Source organism: Ferrovibrio sp. (assembly GCF_025869515.1).
Lineage (GTDB): Bacteria > Pseudomonadota > Alphaproteobacteria > Ferrovibrionales > Ferrovibrionaceae > Ferrovibrio.
This window is the reverse complement of sequence record NZ_JAOZVR010000102.1, coordinates 1-20,367: the sequence shown is the minus strand read 5'-3', so window position 1 is coordinate 20,367 and position 20,367 is coordinate 1. Positions and strand designations below refer to the sequence as shown.

Genomic DNA, 20,367 nt, shown 5'->3' with positions numbered 1-20,367 from the left:
ATTGATGCGCCGCGGTCAGGCGGCGGCACGCTCCTTCGACACCGCGAGATAGCGCAGTGCCAGCGGACTGTTCGGCTTGGCATGCAGCCGTTCGGCCGCCAGTGCCCGTACCAGCGCCAGATCCTGCGCCCGGCGCGCCGCTTCGATCAGGGTGAGATCGAGCAGGTCACGCTGCGCATGACTGCCGCCGAAGCGATTGGCGATGCTGCGCACGGCACGCAGCGGCGCGATGCAGTCCTGGTAGCGGCCGGCATCGAAGGCGACCAGCGCCTCGGCGACCGGCAGGCCGATCTGCGCCGTCATCGCCGCGTTGCTGAAATTCTGCCGGCCGGCGGTGCGGCGCAGGGTTTCGAGCTGACGCTCGACCAGATCGCGGCGGCCGGCGCCAAGATAGGCGATCAGGCCATGCACATCGTTGAAGGCATAGATGCCGTCATCGACCGTACCGGCCCAGGCTTCGGCCAGTTCGGCCCAGCGCGCCGCGCCGATCTCGACGCCGCGCAGGTGAAGGCGCCACAGCATGGCCGAGGCGTCGATCATGTCGAGTATCACGGTGGACTTGCCGGCACGCACATGCCGGTCATACAGGCCCAGCACTTCGGCATGTTCGTCGCGGTCGAGATGATACAGCATGAGATGCCACCAGTTGTGGATCGCCATCATGTTGTCGGGTGCCCAGTGCGGTTCGCGCGCGGTGGCCCAGCGGATGCCATCCTCGGTGCGGCCCTGCATCTCCATCACATGCAGCACGGCGTGATGCGCCCAGGCATCGCGCGGATTGAGGTCGCAGGCGCGCCGGCCGGTCGTCTCGGCGGCGGCGTAATCGGCGGTTTCTTCCAGGCCGAAAGCCAGCATGCCGAGCACGGCATGGAAATGCGGCAGCGCATCGCTCCAGGCCGGCAGCACGCGCAGCACGCGGTCGCGCAGGTTGCGCGCATCGCCGCGGTAGTAGTCGAGCAGATGCCCCATCTGCAGCGCCAGGCTGTCGCGCGGATGCTGGATCAGGATGTCGTCGAAGCGTTCGGCGGCGGCATCGAAGCGGCCGCCGGCCCAGGCTTCGGCCGCCACGGCATGCAGCGTCTCGCGTTCGGTTCTGGCCAGGCGGCGGGCGACCGCGATGCTCTGCAGCGCCGGGGCGATGCCGGGCGCTTCCATGCCCGAGAGATACAGATGCGCGCGCAGCAGATGCGCCATGGCGAAATCCGGCGCCGCGGCGATGGCGGCTTCGGCGCTCTCCAGCGGATTGCCGGTATAGCAGTGGAACTGGCCGAGCGCGGTCTCATAGAGCGGCAGGGCGGCGGCACTGGCGCCGCTCACGGCCTGGCCGGACTGGTCTTTCAGCATCGTGGTCTCCAAGGCGTAGCGAACAGACCAGTCGGTATAGATAAGAGGCCGGTCTCGCGTCAAGGTATACATTGTATCGGTACAACAACTTTCCGGCCCGGCCTTATAAATTGATTATATTATGTTTTTTATGAAACCGCTGAATCGGCTCACGCCCTTGTGAAACCGACCGTCCCGTACAATAATCAGCTTTGTCCAGTCTGGAGACGAGATTTGGCCCGCGACGGTTCCGCCACCCGCAAAGCCATCATGGATGCCGCCCAGGCGCTGATCCTGGAGACCGGCTTTTCCGCCGCCTCGGTGGATGCGGTGATCACCCGCGCCGGCATCACCAAGGGCGCCTTCTTTTACCATTTCAAGACCAAGGCGGAGCTGGCCCTGGCGCTGGTGCAGCGCGATGCCGAAGCCGATGCCGCGCATCTGGAAACCAACCTGCAGCGCGCCGAGAGCTTAAGTCGCGATCCGCTGCAGCAGCTGCTGATCTGCATCGGCCTCTATGAAGAAGAGATGGCCAGGCTGACCGCGCCCTATCCCGGCTGCCTCTATGCGTCTTTCATCTACGAGGCCCAGCTGTTCGACGCGGCCACGATTGCCGTGGTGCGCCAGGTCTTCACCCACTGGACGCAGCGCATCGCCGGCAAACTGGAAGCGGTGATGCAGCTGTATCCGCCGCGCCTGCCGGTGGAGGTGAAAACCCTGGCCGAAACCAGCCTGGTGCTGGCCGAGGGCGCCTTCATCCTGTCCAAGGTGCAGCGCGACCCGGGTGCGGTGGCGGCGCAGTGGCGGCAGTATCGCAACTATCTCGAACTGCTGTTTTCACCGCAGCTGCCCGACCCCGTGCCTCGCCGCGGCAACGATGCCGCAGGCGTGACGCACGACAAGCTGGACGTATCCGTGCCGGCCAAATAGGCTCGCGACATGGCGGCCAGCCGACGTTTCGAGGAGATTTACAGCCGGACCAAACTGGCCTCTGGCCTGGTGCTGTTCGTCTTCCTCGCCACCCATCTGATCAATCATACCCTGGGCATCATTTCGCTGGAGGCGATGGATGCCGGCTCGACGCTGTTCAAATTCGCCTGGCGCAGCTGGCCCGGCACGGTGCTGCTTTACGCCGCGGCGATCCTGCATCCGCTGCTGGCGCTGTTCAGCTGGCTGCGCCGCGGGCATTACCGCGGCATTCACTGGCAGGGCTGGGTGCAGATCGCGCTCGGCATCTGCGTGCCGCCGCTGGTGATCGACCATATCATCGGCACGCGCGGGCTGAATGCGGCGCTCGGCCTCAACGACACCTATGCCTATGTGCTGACCGTGCAGTTCGTGCAGGAACCGCTGATCGGCCTGCGCCAGAATATCCTGATCCTGATCGCCTGGGCGCATGGCTGCATCGGCGTCTATTACTGGCTGCGCATGAAATACAGTTTCGAGCGCGCCTGGCCCTTCCTCTATGCCAGCGCGCTGATCCTGCCGATGCTGGCCACCATGGGCTACCTCTCGGCCGGCCGCGCCGTGCTGCTGGCAATGCAGCGGCCGGAATGGCTCGACCAGTTCCGCGCCGGCCTGAACTGGCCGGGGCCGATCGCCTACGAGTTCGGCATGCGCAGCATCGACATCGCCTATATCGTGATGATCGCCCTGCTCGGCGCCGGCCTGCTCGGCCGCCTGGTCGCCGCCCTGCTGCAGCGCCGGCGCGGCATCGTCACCGTCACCTATCCCGACGGCCGGCGCTTTCGCGGCCTGGCCGGCAGCCAGACCGTGCTGGAGGCGAGCCGCGCCATCGGCTATCCGCATGCCTCGGTCTGCGGCGGCCAGGGCCGCTGCTCGACCTGCCGCGTGCGGCTGAGCGGACCCGGCAGCAGCAGCCTGCCGCCGCCCGATGCCGCCGAACAGAAAGTGCTGGAGCGCATCCATGCCCCGCCCGGCGTACGGCTGGCCTGCCAGATCAAGCCGCGCGAGGATATCGCGGTGATGCCGATGCTGCCGGCCGGCGTGCCGACCCGCGCCGCCTATGGCGCCGCCAGTTATGCGCAGGGCTCGGAGCGCCGCATCGCCATCCTGTTCGCCGACCTGCGCGGCTTCACCAAACTGTCGGAGGGCAAGCTGCCCTACGATGTGGTCTTCGTGCTGAACCAGTATTTCAAGGCGATGGGTGAGGCGGTGGAACGCGCCGGCGGCAAGCTGGACAAATTCATCGGCGACGGCGTGATGGCGCTGTTCGGCATCGACGAGGGCGCCGACGAGGGCTGCCGCCGCGCCGTCGATGCGGCGCGCCGCATGGCGGAGGCGCTGGTGCAGCTGAACGACGCGCTGAAGATGGATCTCGACCAGAAACTGCGCATCGGCATCGGGATTCACTGCGGCCCCGCCATCGTCGGCGAGATGGGCCATGGCAGCGCCATGCACCTGACCGCGGTGGGCGATGCGGTGAATACCGCCAGCCGGCTGGAAAGCGCCACCAAGGATTTCGGCGCCGAGCTGGTGATCTCGGCCGAAGTGGCCGACCGCGCCGGCACGGCGGCGCTGCAGGGCATGAGCTGGCAGCGCGAAAGCGTGGCCCTGCGCGGCAAATCGGAACTGCTGGATGTACTGGTGGCCGCCAGGATCGCCCTGCCGGAGACGCGGGCCCGGCCGGATGCCGCCACCACCGGCGCCGGCGTCATCTCCCGAACGGATATCCGTCGCTCCCCTTGAGCGGGCCGGCAATACCGGCTTCAATGGCCGGGCTGGCGGGAACTTCCCCGTTGCAGCGCCGTTCCGTCCGTGGCGCCGTCCTGCGGACCGGCGCACAGCATCATAAGCCAACAGGCAGCTGACCTCCCGTGGGTCCTGCATTCCGTGGGGGACCAATGACGGCCGAGCCGCCGTTCGACATATCCCTGATCGAGGACCGGCGTTACCGGCTGCTGGTCGATTCCATCACCGACTATGCCATTTTCATGCTCGATCCGACCGGCATCGTGGCGAGCTGGAATCCCGGCGCGCAGCGCTTCAAGGGCTACAAGCCGGAAGAAATCATCGGCCAGCATTTCTCCCGCTTCTACACGGAAGACGACCGTGCGCGCGGCGTGCCGCAGCAGGTGCTTGTTATCGCGCGGGAGCAGGGCGGCTTCGAAACCGAGGGCTGGCGCCTGCGCAAGGACGGCACACGCTTCTGGGCCCATGTGGTGATCGATCCGGTGCACGACCATGACGGGCAGCTGGTCGGCTTTGCCAAGGTCACGCGCGATCTCACCGAGCGCATGCTGGCACAGGAAAAACTGCGCCGCAGCGAGGAGCAGTTCCGCCGCCTGGTGCTCGGCGTTACCGACTATGCGATCTACATGCTGGATCCCGATGGCATCGTGATCAGCTGGAATGCCGGCGCCCAGAAGATCAAGGGCTATACGCCGGGCGAAATCATCGGCCAGCATTTCTCGCGTTTCTATACCGAGGAGGACCGCGCCAGCGCCGAGCCGCAGCGCGGCCTTGCCGCGGCGGCGCTGGATGGCCGTTTCGAGAAGGAAGGCTGGCGCCAGCGCAAGGACGGCACCCGCTTCTGGGCCCATGCGGTGATCGATGCGATCCGCAACGATGCCGGCATGCTGGTCGGTTTCGCCAAGGTGACGCGCGACATGACCGACAAGCTGAAGGCCCAGCAGGCCCTGGAGCAGGCGCAGCAGGCGCTGTTCCAGTCGCAGAAGATGGATGCCATCGGCCAGCTGACCGGCGGCGTGGCGCATGACTTCAACAACCTGCTGATGGCGATCATCGGCAGTATCGAACTGCTGGGCAAGCGCATCCCCGAACATCCGCGCATCACGCCGCTGCTGGACAATGCCATGCAGGGCGCCAAACGCGGCGCGGCGCTGACCCAGCGCATGCTGGCCTTCGCCCGCAAACAGGATCTCAACCTGCGCCGGATCGATCTGCCGGTGCTGGTGGGCGACATGGCCGATCTGCTGCAGCGCTCGCTCGGCCCGACGGTGACCATCGAAATCCGCTTCCCGCCGTCGCTGCCGGCCATACGGGCCGATGCCAACCAGCTGGAACTCGCCCTGCTCAACCTCACCATGAATGCCCGCGATGCGATGCCCGATGGCGGCCCCATCGTGATCGCGGCCCGCGAGGAAACCGTGGCGGAGGGCCTGGCCGGACCGCTGCTGCCGGGCCGCTATGTCTGCCTGTCGGTGACCGATCGCGGCGAGGGCATGGACGAGGCCACGCTGAAACGCGCCACCGAGCCGTTCTTCACCACCAAGGGCATCGGCAAGGGCACCGGGCTGGGCCTGTCGATGGTGCATGGCCTGGCCGAACAGTCGGGCGGCCGGCTGCTGCTGCACAGCCGCCGGGGCGAGGGCACCACGGTCGAACTCTGGCTGCCGCAGGCCGCGGCGGAGGCCGAACGCAAGCCGCGCGACAGGGCGGCCGCCACGGCGGCAGCGGCGATCCGGCCGCTGACCGTGCTGGCCGTCGATGACGACCGGCTGGTGCTGATGAATACCGTCGCCATTCTGGAGGATCTCGGCCATACCGTGCTGGAGGCGACCTCGGGCCAGCAGGCGCTCGAGGTGCTGCGCCAGCATGCCACGCTGGATCTGCTGATCACCGACCAGGCGATGCCGCATATGACCGGTCTGCAGCTGGCCCGGGCCGTGCACGCCGAACGGCCGGCCCTGCCGATCATCCTGGCCACCGGTTATGCCGAGATGCCGGCCGATATCGCCCTGCCGAAGCTGGCCAAGCCGTTCTTCCAGGAAGACCTCGCCCGGGCGATTGCCGATGCCGTCGGCCGCTGACGGCGGTTTTCCGGTCCGGGCCATTTGATCCGCCTCAATTCCCTGCACCCCACCGGCGTGCGACACTGCAGCGACCGCATTGTGGTACCGCACCGGAGTTTGCCATGCCGACCGCCAGTTCCCATCCCGCCGCCCCCGGCCCAGGGTCTCACACTGTCGGGCCGCATGCCCTGACCGATCAGGAAAAGACCCTGCTGCGCACCCTGCGGCATCACAGCGCCCGCCGCCGCAGCAAGCTGCAGGTCGAGGTGCCCGCACCGCCGGTGACCATCGGCAACCGCATCGCCGACAGCGTGGCTGCCATTGTCGGCTCCTGGCGCTTCATCCTGATTCAGAGCGCGCTGCTGCTGGCCTGGCTGGTCGGCAACGCGCTGTCCGGCGGCACGGCCTGGGACCCCTATCCCTTCATCCTGCTCAACCTGCTGCTCTCCTTCCAGGCCGCCTATACCGCGCCGATCATCATGATGAGCCAGAACCGCCTGAGCGATATCGACCGCGAGCGCGCCGAAAACGATTACAAGATCAACATCAAGGCCGAACTGGAAATCGAATTGCTGCACCAGAAGATCGACCTGCTGCGCGAACAGGAAATCCTCGCGCTGACCCGCGCCGTCGAATCGCTGTCGGCCAAGATCGATGGCGGCAGAATCGACGGCACCAGGCAGCCCTGATCATGCTCACGCTGAAACGCATCGGCATCGACACCCATCGCGAAAGCATCGCCTATCTCAGCCGCAGCTGCGCGCATTACCATGTCGAGGAATTCCAGGCCTTCGGCAAGATCGAGGTCAAGGCCAACGGCACCCGTATTCCGGCAACGCTGAATATCGTCGATGACGATACCCTGCTGGGACCGCATGAGCTCGGCCTGTCGGAAGAAGCGTTCCGGCTGTTCGGCCTGCCGCCCGGCACGATCGTGACCATCGACCATCCGCGCGCCGTCGAAAGCCTGGATGCGGTGCGCGCCAAGATCCAGGGCCAGGTGCTGAGCGACGCGCAATATGCCGCGGTGATCCGCGATGTCGCCGCGCAGCGCTATTCCAAGATGGAGATCGCCGCCTTCCTGGTCGGCTGCGCCAGCTTCATGACCGCCGAGGAGGTGCTGGGCCTGACCCGCGCCATGGCCGAAGTCGGCCAGAAGCTGCGCTGGGACGGCAAGACCGTGGTGGACAAGCACTGCATCGGCGGCATTCCCGGCAACCGCACCTCGATGATCGTGGTGCCGATCGTGATGGCGCATGGCCTGACGATCCCGAAAACCTCGTCGCGCGCCATCACCTCGCCGGCCGGCACCGCCGATACGATGGAAGTGCTGGCACGGGTGGATATCGGCACCGACGAGATGCGCGCCATTGTCGAGGAGATCGGCGGCTGCCTGGTCTGGGGCGGCCGCGTCAACCTGTCGCCGGCCGACGACGTGCTGATCACGGTGGAACGCCCGCTGGCCATCGATACGCGCGAGCAGATGGTGGCCTCGATCCTGTCGAAGAAACTGACGGCCGGCGCCAGCTACCTGGTGCTCGACATTCCGGTCGGGCCGACCGCCAAGGTGCGCAGCCAGGCCGATGCGGTTCGCCTGCGCAAGCTGTTCGAATATGTCGGCGGCCAGCTCGGCCTCATGCTCGACATCCGCATCACCGACGGCCGCCAGCCGATCGGCCGCGGCGTCGGCCCGGTGCTGGAGGCGCGCGATGTGCTGGCCGTGTTGCGCAACGATGCCGACGCGCCCGCCGACCTGCGCGAGCGCGCCCTGCTGCTGGCCGGTGCGCTGATCGAAAGCGATCCGGCGTTGCGCGGCGGCCAGGGCATTCACCGCGCCCGCGCCCTGCTGGACAGCGGCGCCGCCATGCAGGCGATGGAACGCATCATCATGGCGCAGGGCCCGAGCGGCATGGCGCTGACGCCGAGCGCCATCATGCAGGAGGTGCTGGCGCCGGACGACGGCGTGGTGGGCAGCATCGACTGCCTGCGCATCGCCCGTGTCGCCCGCATGGCCGGGGCGCCGGCCTTCAAGGGTGCCGGCGTCGACCTGCTACATAAATGCGGCGATGCCGTGCGGCGCGGCGAGCCGCTGTACCGCATCCATGCCGGCCTGCCGACCGACCTCACCTTCGCCGCCCAGCTGGCGGCGCAGGATAACGGCTATCGCCTGACCCGGAGCAGCAGACCGTGAATCTGAATCTCACCTTCCACGGCGCCGCCGGCGTCGTCACCGGCTCCTGCTACCGGCTCGATTTCGGCAACCGCAGCATCCTGATCGACTGCGGCATGTTCCAGGGCGACAAGACGCTGAAGCAGCTCAATTACGAACCCTGGCCGTTCAATCCGGGCGCCATCGACGCGGTGCTGCTGACGCATGCCCATATCGACCACAGCGGCCTGGTGCCGAAACTGGTCAAGGCCGGCTATGCCGGCCCGGTCTATGCCACCGCCGGCACCGCCGACCTGCTGCAGTTCATGCTGCCCGATTCCGGCAGCATCCAGGAAATGGAAGTCGAGCGGCTGAACCGCCGCAACCAGCGGCGCGGCCGCGGCGTGGTGCAGCCGATCTATACCGAACAGGATGCGCAGGACAGCCTGAAGCTGATCGCGGCGCGCGACTTCGGCCAGTGGTTCGAGGTGCTGCCCGGCCTGCGCGCGCGCTACTGGAATGCCGGCCATATCCTCGGCGCCGCCTCGATCGAACTGGAAGTCGCCGCCGGCGGCACCAGGCCGCTGCGCCTGCTGTTCTCCGGCGATATCGGACCGGAACACAAGGCGCTGCAGCAGGATGCCGCCGCGCCGCAGGATCTCGATTACGTGGTGATGGAATCGACCTATGGCGGCCGGCCGCGTCCCAGGCTGGACGACCGCCAGCGCCGCGCCGCGCTGGCCGTGGAGATCAACACCGCGCTGGCCGCCGGCGGCAATGTGGTGATCCCGGCCTTTGCCGTGGAGCGCACCCAGGAACTGCTGGCCGACCTGACCAGGCTGATCGCCGAAGGCACGGTGAAGCGCGTGCCGATCTTCGTCGACTCGCCGCTTGCCACCCGGGTGACCACGGTCTTCGCCAAATACCTGCACAAGCCGGACGGCGTGCAGAGCGACACGCACCAGCCATTCGAGGGCGGCTCCTTGCGCTTTGCCCGCAGCGTGCAGGAAAGCATGCAGATCGAACAGGTGACCGGCGGCGCCATCATCATTTCGGCGTCGGGCATGTGCGAGGCCGGCCGCATCCGCCATCACCTGAAGAACAACCTGTGGCGGCCGAATGCCACCGTGCTGCTGATCGGCTATATGGCGCCGGGCACGCTGGGCGCGCTGCTGGAACACGGCGAACAGGCGGTGCGCATCCAGGGCGACGAAGTGCTGGTGCGCGCGCGCATCCGCAAGCTGGAGATTTACTCCGGCCATGCCGACCATGACGAATTGCTGGACTGGCTGCGCGACCGCCTGCCGGTGCGCCGCGGCCTGCTGCTGACGCATGGCGAGCCGGATGCCATCGGCGCCCTGCGCGCGGCCATCGCGCAATGGAAGGACGAGGCGCCGACCGTGGTGGCGCCGAAACTGGACGAGACCTACAGCCTGATCGGTGCGCATGCCAAACTGCTCAAGCAGCCGCTGCAGACCCGGCGGCTCGACCGGTTTACCGAGAGCGAGGCGCTGTCGGGCGAGGACTGGCACAACGACTATGCCCGCCTGATGCTGCAGGTGCAGCACCAGCTGCGCCATGCCAGCACCGACCAGGAGCGCCGCAAGCTGCTCAAGAAGATGCAGCGCGTGCTGGGGCGCGGCTAGACCGCCACAGCTTGTAGCCTTCCATCACGACGGTGAGCAGCAGCGCCGGCAGCGCCAGCCAGATCACGTGATGCAGTTCGACGCTTTCCAGCCGCAGCAGCGGGCCGATGGCCGGCAGCTGCGCGGCGGCGAGCTGCAGCAGCTGGGTGGCCGCCACGCCGGCGATCAGCAGCCAGTTGGCCGCGAGCGGGATGCGGAACAGCGAGCGGGTTTCCGAACGGCAGTTGAGGATGTGGACATTCTCGAACCACACCAGCAGCCACAGCATCAGGCCCTGCACCACCACCAGGCTGTAGCCCAGCGTCTGCAGCATGTAGACATAGACCGCAAACGACAGCAGGCCGATGGTGGCGCCCGAGAGCAGGACCTGCTCGATCATCGGGCGGTCGAAGATCGGGCTGTTGGCGGCGCGCGGCGCGCGGCGCAGCAGATCCGGTTCCGGCCGCTCGAAAGCCAGCGCCACATCCTGGATGCCGTTGGCGACCAGGTTGAGCCAGAGCAGCTGCGCCGCCGTCAGCGGCGGCGGCAGGCCCGACAGGGTGGCGAGCAGCATCAGCATGATCTCGGCGGCACCGGTGGAGATGCAGTGCAGGATCACCTTGCGCAGGTTGGCATAGGCCGCGCGGCCTTCCTCGATGCCGGCGACGATGGAGGCGAAATTGTCGTCGACCAGGATCAGGTCGGCGGCCTCGCGCGCCACATCGGTGCCGCCGCGGCCCATGGCGACGCCGATATCGGCCGCCTTGAGCGCCGGCGCATCGTTGATGCCGTCGCCGGTGACCGCCACGACATGGCCCTGGCGCTGCAGGCTTTCGACGATGGCGAGCTTCTGCAGCGGTTCGATGCGGGCAAAAACCCCGGCCCGCAGGACGGCGGCATCGAAGGCGGCGCGGTCATGCTGCAGGGCGGCGAGCTGCCGGCCGTTGACCAGCGTGCCGTCTGCCACAGGACCGTTGGCCACAGGGCCGTCGAGCAGATCGAGGTCGCGGGCAATCGCCGCCGCCGTGACCGGGTGGTCGCCGGTGATCATCACCACGCGGATACCGGCGGCCCTCGCGGCCTGGATCGCCGGCCGCGCTTCCGGCCGCAGCGGATCGATCAGTCCGGCAAAGCCGAGCAGCGAGAGGCCGTCGAGCGATTCCGCCGCCGGCTCGGTGACCGGTCCGGCGGCGACGGCGATCACGCGATAGCCATCGGCGGCGAGCGCCTGGATGGCAGCCTCGGCCTCGGCGCGGCGCGCCGGCTCCCAGTCGCCGGCGCCGCACAGCGCCATCAGGGTTTCCGGCGCGCCCTTGACATAGCCGACCAGGGTCTCGCCGTCGCTGTGGAAATCGGCGGCGTAGCGACGTTCCGGCTCGTAGGCGATGCGGCCGCGATGATCCATCGCCTCCATCGCCGCGTCATAGTCGAAATGCACGGCCAGCCGCAGGAAAGCGAGATCGACGGCATCGCCGATTTCCTCGCCGGTATGGTCGACACCCATGCCGTGCGATTCCGAGCAGCGCGCCGCGGCCAGCACCAGGTCGCGCACGCGGCTGTCCTGCGGCAGCAGCCGGATGCCCGGGTGGGTCTCATTGCCGGGCAGCCACAGGGTCTCGATACTGAGCCGGTTGACCGTCAGCGTGCCGGTCTTGTCGGTGGCGATCAGGGTGCAGGCGCCGAGACCTTCGACGGCGGGCAGATGCCGCACCACCACCTGGCGCAGCCCCATGCGATGCACGCTGATCGACAGCGCGATGGTCATCGCCACCGGCAGGCCTTCCGGGATCGCCGAAACCGCCAGCGCGATGGCGAGCAGGAATATATCGGCGAGATCCGCACCGCGCAGGATCTCCAGCAGCGCGATCAGGGCGATCAGCACCAGCACGCCGACCGCGATATGGCGGGTGAAGCGTTCCATGCGGCGCAGCAGCGGCGGCGGATTGCCGACCCCCTGCAGGGCCAGCGACAGACGGCCGATCTCGCTCTGCCGGCCGGTGAAGGCCACCACGGCACGGCCACGGCCGCTGCGCACCAGCGTGCCGGCAAACAGCATGTTGGTGCGGTCGCCCAGCGCGGCCGTGGCGGCGACCGGCAGGTCGGCCTGTTTGACGACCGGCAGGGATTCGCCGGTCAGCAGGCTTTCATCGACCTCAAGCCCCTCGTCCTCGATCAGGCGCAGATCGGCCGGCACCTTCAGGCCGCTTTCCAGCTGCACGATGTCGCCCGGCACCAGCTGCTCGATATCGCGCGCGGCGAGCGCACCGTCGCGCCAGACCGGGATGCGGCCGCGCACCAGCGATTTCAGTGCGCGCACGCGAATCTCGGCGCGCCATTCCTGCCAGAAGCCGATGCCGCCATTGACCAGCAGCACCACGGCGATGAAACCGGCATCGGCGAGATGGCCGAGCAGGGCGCTGAGGATCGCCGCCGCCAGCAGCAGATAGATGAAGGGCGAGACGAACTGGTGCAGCGCCACCGCCAGCATGCCGCGCAGATGCGGCTCGGGCAGGCGGTTCGGCCCGTGCTGCTGCAGACGGCGCGCGGCTTCGTCGGCGTTCAGGCCGGCGGCCGTGCTGTCGAGCCGCGCAAGGGCGGCGGCAACCGGCAGGCTGTGGAGCGGATCGTCGGAACTGGAACCGGGCATGGCGGCATCCTGCCATGCCCGGGCAGCGCTGTCCCCTGATCGAAATCAAATGCCGGCAGCAGAACCGGCGGTCAGAAGATGACGCTGGTGCCGAGCCGGACTTCGCGGCCGCGGATCGGCGCCACATCCTTGAGCAGCGACGTGTGGTTGCGACCTTCCTCGTCGGTCAGGTTGCGGCCCTGCAGCAGCACGGCGACGTCGCGATTGTCAAACGGCCGCCAGGTGAAGGCGGTGTTCAGCACGGTATAGCCGTCCGTGCGCGTTTCGTTGGCGCCCACCTTTTCCTGGTCGAGCCGGCCGGCGATCTCGATGCGCCAGTCGAGCGGCGCGGTGGCCACGGTGAAACCGGAGCGATAGCCGACCGGCGGGATGCGTGGCAGGTTGGAACCGCTGCGCGCCTCGCCGCGCACATAGTCGACGCTGCCGTCGACGCCGAGCGTATAGCCGGCGCCGCGAAAGAAGGTCCAGGCCGCCTCGATCTCGCCGCCGTGGAAATCGGCATCGGCCTGGCTGTATTGCAGCTCGTTCACATCGTCGCGCTGGTTACCGGTGAAGGCACCGAAAATATAATCCTGGAAGCGTGTGGCGAAGACATTGGCCGCGCCGGTGACGTCACCGGCAGTCTTGCGCAGACTGAGTTCGGCATGCAGGGCGGTCTCCTTGTTCAAGGCTGCATTGCCGATTTCGTAACTCTGGGTGGCGACATGCTTGCCGTCGGAGAACAACTCTTCGGCCGTGGGCGCGCGTTCGGTGCGCGACAGCGACAGGCCGGCGGTGTAGCCGGGGCTCAGTTTGTAGGTCGCGCCGGCGGAAAGCCCCAGCGGGGTGAAATCGCGCTGCCGTTTCAGTGTCGCGGCGTCGATCTCGACGTGTTCGGCGCGGCCGCCGAGCGAAAAGCCCCAGGGACCGGTTTCGTAACGTTCGAGCACGAACAGCGCATGGCTGTCGGTCACCGTCGGCGTGATGAAGGCTTCCGCACCGGTGGCGGTGAGATCGCGCCGGTTGCTCTGCAGGCCGACCACGCCCTCGATGCCAGCGAAGATGGGCTTGTGCACGGCTTCCAGCCGCGCTTCCCAGCTTTCGGAATCGAAGCGCGTCGCCGGCTGGCCGTTCGGCTCGATCTCGTCATGCAGATAGTCGGCATAGCCGAATTTCAGTTTCACCTCGTCGAGGAAACGCAACGGCTCATAGAGGCCGAATTTGGTATCGAGCCGGGTCTGGCTCATGTCGATGCGCACCGGATCGCTGCCCGGCACGCCGTAATAGCTGTTGAACTGCGTGACACTGGCGCCGGCATAGCCGGCCTCGCCCAGGTAAGACGCGCCGACGCTGCCGTTGCGGTTGCGGATGCCGGTATTGTCGACCCGGCCCTTGCGGCCGGCCGCGCGCGCCGCCGTGCTGGCATAGCCGTCAATGCTGTAGTCGTCGGCATTCAGCGCGCCGGCCTCGCCATGCACCACGAAACGGTCGGTCACCGCCTGGTCGATGGCGGCGAAGCCGCTTTTCTCGCTGGCGCCGCTGCCGTAATCGAGCCGCGCGGTTCCTGCCGTGCCATTTTTCGGTGCCGCCTCGGGGATGCGGCCGTCGATCACATTGACCACGCCGCCGATGGCCGAGCTGCCATAGAGCAAGGCGGCCGGGCCGCGCAGCACCTCGATCCGCTGCGCGCCGCCGACCGGCGCCACCACGGCATGATCGGGGCTGACGGTGGAAGCGTCGAAGGTGTCGATGCCGTTATTCAGCACGCGCACGCGCGGCCCGCTCTGGCCGCGAATGACCGGCCGGCCGGCGCCGGGACCGAACTGCGTGGAACTGACGCCCGGCGTGCCGTCCAGCATCTCGCCCAGCGTGGCGGCGCGGCGGCGGTCGAGCGCCTCGCCCTGCAGCACGGTGGTGCCTTCGGCCAGCTCATCCTGGCTCTGCTGCAGCGGCGCGGTGACGACCACGGGGGAAAGCGTGGTCGGCGTTTCCTGGGCGACGCCGGCGGCGGGCAACAGAAGAAGACTGCCGCCCAGCAACAGGCGGCGACGGATGGCAGACGACATGGCGGGACCCCCGGAAGATTGTTACTCTATAACGTTATAAAGTAACAATCCGAAACGCAAGTCCCGATACGGATGAAAAACCGGCCGGGTTATGCCCCAGCCGGCCCACAAAACCGCAAAATGGCGTCGGATTAGTCGGTATCTTTTTTCAGCATCCGGCCGAGCGGCCGGCCGCCGAAGATATGGACATGCAGATGCGGCACTTCCTGGTTGGCATCGGCGCCGCAGTTGCTGAGCAGGCGGTAGCCCGAGGCATCGACGCCCAGCTTGCGCGCCGTGTCGCCGATCGCCTTCACGTAGTCGGCGATTTCTTCCGCGCTGGCCTTGGCCGAGAAATCGTCGAAGCCGACATAGGCGCCCCGGGGGATCACCAGCACATGCACCGGCGACAGCGGATTGATGTCGTGGAAGGCGAGGCTGTGCGCGGTCTCGTGCACCTTTTTGCACGGAATCTCGCCGCGCAGAATCTTGGCGAAGATATTCTGGGGATTGTAGGCTTCGGCCATCACTCGTCTCCGTAAGCGTCAGGTCAGCTGGCGCGCCTTCTTTTCCTCGATGCCGGACATGCCTTCGCGGCGGCGCAGCTCGGCGCGGATATCCTCGATGGTGACATCGCAATCGGCCCACAGCACCAGCAGGTGAAACACCAGGTCGGCGCTTTCGGAAATCACCTCGGCGCGCGTCTCGGCCACCGCGGCAATCGCCAGTTCGACGGCTTCCTCGCCCATCTTCTGGGCGATCTTGGCGCGCCCCTTGGCGAAGAGTTTGGCGGTATGCGACACCGCCGGGTCACCGCCCTTGCGGGAGACGATCGTCTCGTAGAGACGTTCGAGCAGGTCGCGGTTCTCGCCAGACATGATTGTTTTGCCTCCCGGGCCTTCTTTGAATGGCGCCGTCAGAGCCGGACCGGAATGCCGGCGGCGGCCATATGTTGTTTCGCCTCGCCAATGCTATGCCGGCCGAAGTGGAAAATCGAGGCCGCAAGCACGGCCGAGGCATGGCCTTTGGCTACACCATCGACGAAATGGTCCAGATTGCCGACGCCGCCGGAGGCCACCACCGGGATGGTGATGCTGTCGGCGACGGCCCGGGTCAGCTCGAGGTCGAAGCCCTTCTCCGTGCCGTCGCGATCCATCGAGGTGAGCAGGATCTCGCCGGCCCCCAGGCTGGCCATGCGCTGCGCCCAGTCCACCGCATCCAGCCCGGTGGCGGTACGGCCGCCATGGGTGAAGACTTCCCATTTTCCGGGCGACACTTGTCTTGCATCGATGGCGACCACCACGCACTGGCTGCCGAATTTCTCGGCCGCTTCGCGCACGAAATCCGGCCGGCTGACGGCCGCCGTGTTGATCGAGGTCTTGTCGGCGCCGGCCAGCAGCAATTTACGCACATCGTCCACCACGCGCACGCCGCCGCCGACGGTGAGCGGCATGAAGCAGCGTTCGGCGGTGCGCGCCACCACGTCATACAGCGTGTCGCGCGCATCCGAGGAGGCGGTGATATCGAGGAAGGTCAGTTCGTCGGCGCCGGCGGCATCGTAGACGGCGGCCTGTTCGACCGGATCGCCGGCATCGCGCAGGTTGACGAAGTTGACACCCTTGACCACGCGGCCGTCTTTCACGTCCAGACAGGGAATGATGCGAACCTTGAGGCTCATGCCGCCTCCCGCAAAGCCGCGGCCGGATCGATGCGGCCGTCATAGAGCGCGCGGCCAAGGATGGCGCCATCGATGCCGGCGCCGTTGGCGGCTTCTTTTTTCAGCGCGATGACATCCTCGATGCCGGCGAGGCCGCCAGACGCGATCACCGGAATCGGCACGGCGCGCGCCAGCGCCGCCGTGGCCGTGACATTGACGCCCTTGAGCAGGCCGTCGCGGTCGATATCGGTGTAGACGATGGCGGCGACGCCGGCATCGACGAATTTTTTCGCCAGATCGATGGCGTCGAGATCGCTGGCCTCGGCCCAGCCTTCGACCGCGACCCGGCCGGAGCGCGCATCGATGCCGACCACGACACGCCCGGGCCAGCGCTTCGCCGCGCGCTTCACCAGATCGGGATCGCGCACCGCGATGGTGCCGAGGATGACGCGGCTGATGCCGGCCTCCAGCCAGCTTTCGATGGTGGCTTCGTCGCGGATGCCGCCGCCGAGCTGGATCGGCAGCCTGATCGCCTTGCGGATCGCCGTCACCGCCGCCGCATTGGCCGGCTTGCCGGCGAAGGCGCCATCCAGATCGACCAGGTGCAGATACTGGAAGCCGGCATCCTCCCACTGTTTCGCCTGCGCCGCCGGATCGCTGTTGAATACCGTCACGCGCGCCATGTCGCCCTGCTGCAGGCGCACGCATTCGCCATTCTTCAGGTCGATGGCGGGATAGAGAGTGAGCGCGCTCATGCCACCACCAGCGACTTGGAATAGAAATAGCCGTCGACATACTGGCCGTCGACATAGGCATAGCCGGGCTTGACGCCCCAGCGCCTGTAGCCGGCGCCTTCGGCCAGCTGGATCGCCGGCAGTTGCGTGGCGCGCATGTCGAGATCGATCTGCCGGAAGCTGGCGGCGCGGGCGGCATCTTCCACCGCTTTCATCAGGCCGCGCGCCAGGCCATGACCGCGCGCATCGGGGGCGATGAAAAACGTGGTGACCTGGGCCGAATGCGCCTGCGCCTCATTGTTGGGCGGCGGGCGCAGCAGCTGGGTCGAGCCGACGATGGCGCCATCCAGCCGGGCCACGAACAGATCGCGCTGCGGCATCAGCAGCACGCCGCGCCAGTAGCGGTCCAGCACGCCGCGCGACGGCACCTTGAGCCAGCCGAAACCATTGCCGTCGATAATCGCCTTTTCGGCGGCGTCGCAGAGCTCGTCGACTTCGTCGTCGTTCAGCCCTTCGACCTTTTCAACCACTGCATTCGGCATGCTGTCTTTGACCTTGGCATTCATGACCGGATTCCAACTCACAGACCGTTAAGGACGCCAGCGCAGGAAATTCGCCAGCAGCCGCAAACCGGTGGCCTGGCTCTTTTCCGGATGGAACTGCGTGCCCACCATGTTGTTCCGCTGCACCGCCGCCACCACCGGACCGCCATACTCGGCTTCGGCCAGCACAGCGGCGCGATCGCGCGGCACCAGGTGGTAGCTGTGCACGAAATAGGCATGCGCACCGGGCGCGATGCCGGCGAGCACCGGATGTTCGGGCTGCAGCAGACTGAGCTGGTTCCAGCCCATATGCGGAATTTTCAAAGTCTTGTCGGCCGGCATCAGCAGTTCGACGGCGCCGTCGATCCAGCCGAGCCCCTTGTGCTCGCCATGCTCGCGGCCCACGCTCGCCATCAACTGCATGCCGACGCAGATACCCAGAAACGGTTTCGCTTTTGTGATGACCTGATCATTCAGTGCGTCGATCATGCCGTCCAGGCTGCTCAGGCCGCGATAGCAATCGGCAAAGGCGCCGACGCCGGGCAGCACGATGGCATCGGCCGTCACCACATCCTCGACCCGTGCCGTCACCTTGAGGTCGAGCGTGAGCGTATTCTCGTCGGCGGCGCGCTGGATCGCCTTCGCCGCCGAGCGCAGGTTGCCGGAGCCGTAATCGATCAGGGCGACTTTCATAACCGCACATTTTTCATAGCTGTCTCGGTAAAGCATCGCTGCTGCTGCCGCTGCGCGGCAGCACGGCAGGCGGGAAGGCCTGCGGTGACGATGGTGTCACGGCAACCGGCGGCGGCGGCGTGAGGCCCGCGCCGCGGTTGCGGATATAAAGGGCCTCGGCCTCGGCAGCGTCGCCGGCGCGCAGCACGCCGCCGAAGCGCCAGCCACGCCGCTGCAGGGTCCAGCGCCGGTAATCGGCAGCGCCGGCGCCGATCAGAAAGCTGACCGCAATGCCGATGGCGGTGGCTGCCGGATCGGCGATATCGCCGGCGGCCAGCGCAATGCCGAGCACAAAGCTGAACACCATATAGGCGAGCAGGCCGAGCCAGAGGCGATGCCACAGCAGCCACAGCGGCGGCACGATGGCCGCCGACCAGCGGAAGCCAGACGCTACAGCCAGCACTTCAGGATCGCCACCGGCTCTCGCGGGGCGCTCATGCAGGGTGAAAAATCGCATGGCGGCCCCTAGAGGGTTCCTTTGGTCGACGGCACCGCATGCGGGCTGCGGGCGTCGATGGTGATGGCGTGGCGCAAGGCGCGCGCGAGTCCCTTGTAGCAGGACTCGACGATGTGATGGTTGTTCTCGCCATACAGATTTTCGACATGCAGGGTGATGCCGGCATTCTGCGCGAAAGCCTGGAACCATTCCTTGAACAACTCGGTGTCCATGTCGCCAAGCTTGGGCTTGGTGAAATTCACCTTCCAGATCAGATAGGGCCGGTTCGACACATCCATGGCCACGCGGGTGAGCGTCTCGTCCATCGGGATCAGCGCATCGGCATAGCGGGTGATGCCGGCGCGGTCGCCCAGCGCCTTGGCCACGGCTTCGCCGATCACGATGCCGGTATCTTCGGTCAGGTGGTGGAAATCGATGTGGATGTCGCCCCTGGCCTGGACCTCGAGATCGATCAGGCTGTGCTTGGAGAAGTTCTCCAGCATGTGGTCGAGAAAGCCGACGCCGGTCGACACCTTATAGGTGCCGGTCCCGTCCAGATTCACACTGACGGCAATCTCGGTTTCCTTGGTTTTCCGGGCAACGCTGGCCTTACGGGCCATGGACGCTCTCCTTCTACGCCCCCTTTTTCACGCCGGGCTGGGGCCCCGGCCGGGGTCGGGCGCGGTATAGCAGGAACCGGCAGCGGTGACCACCCGGCTTTTGGCTCGGTTTCCAGGCCGGATCCGGGTGATGTGGGGCCGCAATCAGCGGGCGGGAACGGTGACCGGCGGCCGCAGCGGCGGGGATGGCGGATCGGGGGCCATATGGCGGGCCGCCATGGCGGCAGCGGTGTTGCGATACTGGGTCAGGCGCGCGGTAAAAGCCGAGACTTCCGCCAACGGCAGGGCGCGCAGACGGCGTTCCAGCGTTTCGAGTTCCGCCAGCAACGGCCGGATCAGGCCAAGCTTGATGATCGGCGACAGGCTGCTCAGGCAGGTCTGCGGCAGGCCATCGATCATGCGATTGAAGGCCCGCATGACGCGTTCGCCACGGCTTTCATAGGCCGAGGGCGCCGCCAGCGGACCGATGGGCTGGCCGGGCACCGGACGCAGGTTGCGCAGCAGGATGACCGCCTGATGCAGATTGCCCAGCGTGACCAGCCACTGGCCGGTGCGGGCCGGATCGTCGATCAGCTCGACCGGCAACGGCGTCGCCTGCAGCAGCGACAGCACCCGCCCCAGCCGCTCGCGCATTTCGGGTTCCGCCTCAGCCGACATGCTGCCCGGACCAACCGGACCACGGGGTCCGGCGGCGGGCAGAGCAGCGGGGATTGGAAAAGTTTCCTTGGTTCACTGGTTTGGCGACCTGTTGATCGGGCCGGGTGAGCGGTTGTACTACCTCACGCCGGCCCGGGCAAAAAACCCTTTAATTACAACCAATCGGACTCGCTCTGCGAGTCCAGACTAGCCGTACTACTCTTTTTTGGCGAGTAGAAAAGACTCAAAATACCTCTTTTCCGGTAGGCTGTCGAATACAATCGTATTCGATTAAGAATAGAAATAGAACTCACCCGCATGCAATTCGCGGTATGGTTAATTGGTTAATGGCGCCAGTGTAGAGGGCCTTCAGTCGATGTGAAAGCGCGATAGCAGGGTGGTGAGCTCGGCGGCCTGATTGGCCATGGCCTGGGCGGAGGCGTTGGTCTGCTCGACGAGGGCACCGT

The 20,367-nt window shown here is 66.8% G+C and carries 18 protein-coding genes; 6 read left to right on the top strand and 12 right to left on the bottom strand.

Annotation, left to right across the window (positions count from 1 at the left end; translation table 11 throughout):
- Positions 1 to 15: 15 nt before the first annotated feature.
- Complete coding sequence (locus OJJ21_RS17805) at positions 16 to 1,344, bottom strand: tetratricopeptide repeat protein (protein WP_297688303.1); 1,329 nt, start codon at positions 1,342 to 1,344, stop codon at positions 16 to 18.
- A 213-nt stretch (positions 1,345 to 1,557) separates the two neighbouring features.
- On the opposite strand from OJJ21_RS17805, the gene OJJ21_RS17800 reads away from it, so the two are divergent.
- The 6 genes from OJJ21_RS17800 to OJJ21_RS17775 all read left to right on the top strand — a co-directional run bounded on the left by OJJ21_RS17800 (position 1,558) and on the right by OJJ21_RS17775 (position 9,893).
- Positions 1,558 to 2,253 carry a TetR/AcrR family transcriptional regulator gene (locus tag OJJ21_RS17800; RefSeq protein ID WP_297688301.1) on the top strand — a complete coding sequence of 232 codons (696 nt, stop codon included), beginning with the start codon at positions 1,558 to 1,560 and terminating at the stop codon, positions 2,251 to 2,253.
- Positions 2,254 to 2,262: 9 nt separating this feature from the next.
- Positions 2,263 to 4,032, top strand: a complete 1,770-nt coding sequence (locus tag OJJ21_RS17795) for an adenylate/guanylate cyclase domain-containing protein (RefSeq protein WP_297688300.1) — start codon at positions 2,263 to 2,265, stop codon at positions 4,030 to 4,032.
- A 155-nt stretch (positions 4,033 to 4,187) separates the two neighbouring features.
- Entirely contained in the window at positions 4,188 to 6,116 is a 1,929-nt protein-coding gene (locus tag OJJ21_RS17790) for a PAS domain-containing sensor histidine kinase (protein WP_297688298.1), read from the top strand.
- Between the two features lie 104 nt (positions 6,117 to 6,220).
- Complete coding sequence (locus OJJ21_RS17785) at positions 6,221 to 6,787, top strand: DUF1003 domain-containing protein (protein WP_297688296.1); 567 nt, start codon at positions 6,221 to 6,223, stop codon at positions 6,785 to 6,787.
- Positions 6,788 to 6,789: 2 nt separating this feature from the next.
- A complete protein-coding gene (locus OJJ21_RS17780; protein WP_297688294.1) occupies positions 6,790 to 8,289 on the top strand; it encodes a thymidine phosphorylase family protein in 1,500 nt (499 codons plus the stop codon).
- Positions 8,286 to 9,893 carry an MBL fold metallo-hydrolase gene (locus tag OJJ21_RS17775; protein WP_297688292.1) on the top strand — a complete coding sequence of 536 codons (1,608 nt, stop codon included), beginning with the start codon at positions 8,286 to 8,288 and terminating at the stop codon, positions 9,891 to 9,893. Before OJJ21_RS17780 ends, OJJ21_RS17775 begins: the two co-directional genes overlap by 4 nt.
- Here OJJ21_RS17775 and OJJ21_RS17770 read toward each other — a convergent pair.
- From OJJ21_RS17770 to OJJ21_RS17720, 11 genes are all read right to left on the bottom strand, one after another.
- Positions 9,859 to 12,519 carry an HAD-IC family P-type ATPase gene (locus OJJ21_RS17770; protein ID WP_297688291.1) on the bottom strand — a complete coding sequence of 887 codons (2,661 nt, stop codon included), beginning with the start codon at positions 12,517 to 12,519 and terminating at the stop codon, positions 9,859 to 9,861. The genes OJJ21_RS17775 and OJJ21_RS17770 overlap by 35 nt on opposite strands.
- 71 nt (positions 12,520 to 12,590) lie before the next feature.
- The gene (locus OJJ21_RS17765) at positions 12,591 to 14,564 is read right to left on the bottom strand and encodes a TonB-dependent receptor (protein ID WP_297688289.1); all 1,974 of its coding nucleotides are present in this window, start codon (positions 14,562 to 14,564) and stop codon (positions 12,591 to 12,593) included.
- 131 nt (positions 14,565 to 14,695) lie between these two features.
- A complete protein-coding gene (locus OJJ21_RS17760; protein WP_297688287.1) occupies positions 14,696 to 15,070 on the bottom strand; it encodes a histidine triad nucleotide-binding protein in 375 nt (124 codons plus the stop codon).
- Between the two features lie 18 nt (positions 15,071 to 15,088).
- Positions 15,089 to 15,421 (bottom strand): phosphoribosyl-ATP diphosphatase, encoded by a 333-nt coding sequence (locus tag OJJ21_RS17755; protein ID WP_297688285.1) that lies wholly within the window; start codon positions 15,419 to 15,421, stop codon positions 15,089 to 15,091.
- 38 nt (positions 15,422 to 15,459) lie between these two features.
- Entirely contained in the window at positions 15,460 to 16,221 is a 762-nt protein-coding gene (gene hisF / locus OJJ21_RS17750; protein ID WP_297688283.1) for an imidazole glycerol phosphate synthase subunit HisF, read from the bottom strand.
- Complete coding sequence (gene hisA / locus OJJ21_RS17745; RefSeq protein WP_297688281.1) at positions 16,218 to 16,955, bottom strand: 1-(5-phosphoribosyl)-5-[(5-phosphoribosylamino)methylideneamino]imidazole-4-carboxamide isomerase; 738 nt, start codon at positions 16,953 to 16,955, stop codon at positions 16,218 to 16,220. The genes hisF and hisA overlap by 4 nt, the downstream gene beginning before the upstream one ends.
- Positions 16,952 to 17,500, bottom strand: a complete 549-nt coding sequence (locus OJJ21_RS17740) for a GNAT family N-acetyltransferase (protein ID WP_297688279.1) — start codon at positions 17,498 to 17,500, stop codon at positions 16,952 to 16,954. The genes hisA and OJJ21_RS17740 overlap by 4 nt, the downstream gene beginning before the upstream one ends.
- Before the next feature lie 24 nt (positions 17,501 to 17,524).
- Entirely contained in the window at positions 17,525 to 18,169 is a 645-nt protein-coding gene (gene hisH / locus OJJ21_RS17735; RefSeq protein WP_297688277.1) for an imidazole glycerol phosphate synthase subunit HisH, read from the bottom strand.
- Between the two features lie 13 nt (positions 18,170 to 18,182).
- Positions 18,183 to 18,665, bottom strand: a complete 483-nt coding sequence (locus tag OJJ21_RS17730; protein WP_297688275.1) for a DUF2628 domain-containing protein — start codon at positions 18,663 to 18,665, stop codon at positions 18,183 to 18,185.
- An 8-nt stretch (positions 18,666 to 18,673) separates the two neighbouring features.
- Entirely contained in the window at positions 18,674 to 19,264 is a 591-nt protein-coding gene (gene hisB / locus OJJ21_RS17725; protein ID WP_297688274.1) for an imidazoleglycerol-phosphate dehydratase HisB, read from the bottom strand.
- Positions 19,265 to 19,408: 144 nt separating this feature from the next.
- Positions 19,409 to 19,897: a hypothetical protein gene (locus tag OJJ21_RS17720; RefSeq protein WP_297688272.1), complete on the bottom strand. Its 489-nt coding sequence runs from the start codon at positions 19,895 to 19,897 to the stop codon at positions 19,409 to 19,411.
- Positions 19,898 to 20,367 lie beyond the last annotated feature (470 nt).

Bases quoted from the DNA above. Each gene is read 5' to 3' on its own strand.
- hisA (WP_297688281.1), bottom strand. From the start codon at position 16,955: ATGAGCGCGCTCACTCTCTATCCCGCCATCGACCTGAAGAATGGCGAA.
- OJJ21_RS17760 (WP_297688287.1), bottom strand. From the start codon at position 15,070: ATGGCCGAAGCCTACAATCCCCAGAATATCTTCGCCAAGATTCTGCGC.
- OJJ21_RS17785 (WP_297688296.1), top strand. From the start codon at position 6,221: ATGCCGACCGCCAGTTCCCATCCCGCCGCCCCCGGCCCAGGGTCTCAC.
- OJJ21_RS17780 (WP_297688294.1), top strand. From the start codon at position 6,790: ATGCTCACGCTGAAACGCATCGGCATCGACACCCATCGCGAAAGCATC.
- OJJ21_RS17790 (WP_297688298.1), top strand. From the start codon at position 4,188: ATGACGGCCGAGCCGCCGTTCGACATATCCCTGATCGAGGACCGGCGT.
- hisH (WP_297688277.1), bottom strand. From the start codon at position 18,169: ATGAAAGTCGCCCTGATCGATTACGGCTCCGGCAACCTGCGCTCGGCG.
- OJJ21_RS17730 (WP_297688275.1), bottom strand. From the start codon at position 18,665: ATGCGATTTTTCACCCTGCATGAGCGCCCCGCGAGAGCCGGTGGCGAT.
- OJJ21_RS17765 (WP_297688289.1), bottom strand. From the start codon at position 14,564: ATGTCGTCTGCCATCCGTCGCCGCCTGTTGCTGGGCGGCAGTCTTCTT.
- hisF (WP_297688283.1), bottom strand. From the start codon at position 16,221: ATGAGCCTCAAGGTTCGCATCATTCCCTGTCTGGACGTGAAAGACGGC.
- OJJ21_RS17740 (WP_297688279.1), bottom strand. From the start codon at position 17,500: ATGAATGCCAAGGTCAAAGACAGCATGCCGAATGCAGTGGTTGAAAAG.
- OJJ21_RS17755 (WP_297688285.1), bottom strand. From the start codon at position 15,421: ATGTCTGGCGAGAACCGCGACCTGCTCGAACGTCTCTACGAGACGATC.
- hisB (WP_297688274.1), bottom strand. From the start codon at position 19,264: ATGGCCCGTAAGGCCAGCGTTGCCCGGAAAACCAAGGAAACCGAGATT.
- OJJ21_RS17770 (WP_297688291.1), bottom strand. From the start codon at position 12,519: ATGCCCGGTTCCAGTTCCGACGATCCGCTCCACAGCCTGCCGGTTGCC.
- OJJ21_RS17795 (WP_297688300.1), top strand. From the start codon at position 2,263: ATGGCGGCCAGCCGACGTTTCGAGGAGATTTACAGCCGGACCAAACTG.
- OJJ21_RS17720 (WP_297688272.1), bottom strand. From the start codon at position 19,897: ATGCGCGAGCGGCTGGGGCGGGTGCTGTCGCTGCTGCAGGCGACGCCG.
- OJJ21_RS17805 (WP_297688303.1), bottom strand. From the start codon at position 1,344: ATGCTGAAAGACCAGTCCGGCCAGGCCGTGAGCGGCGCCAGTGCCGCC.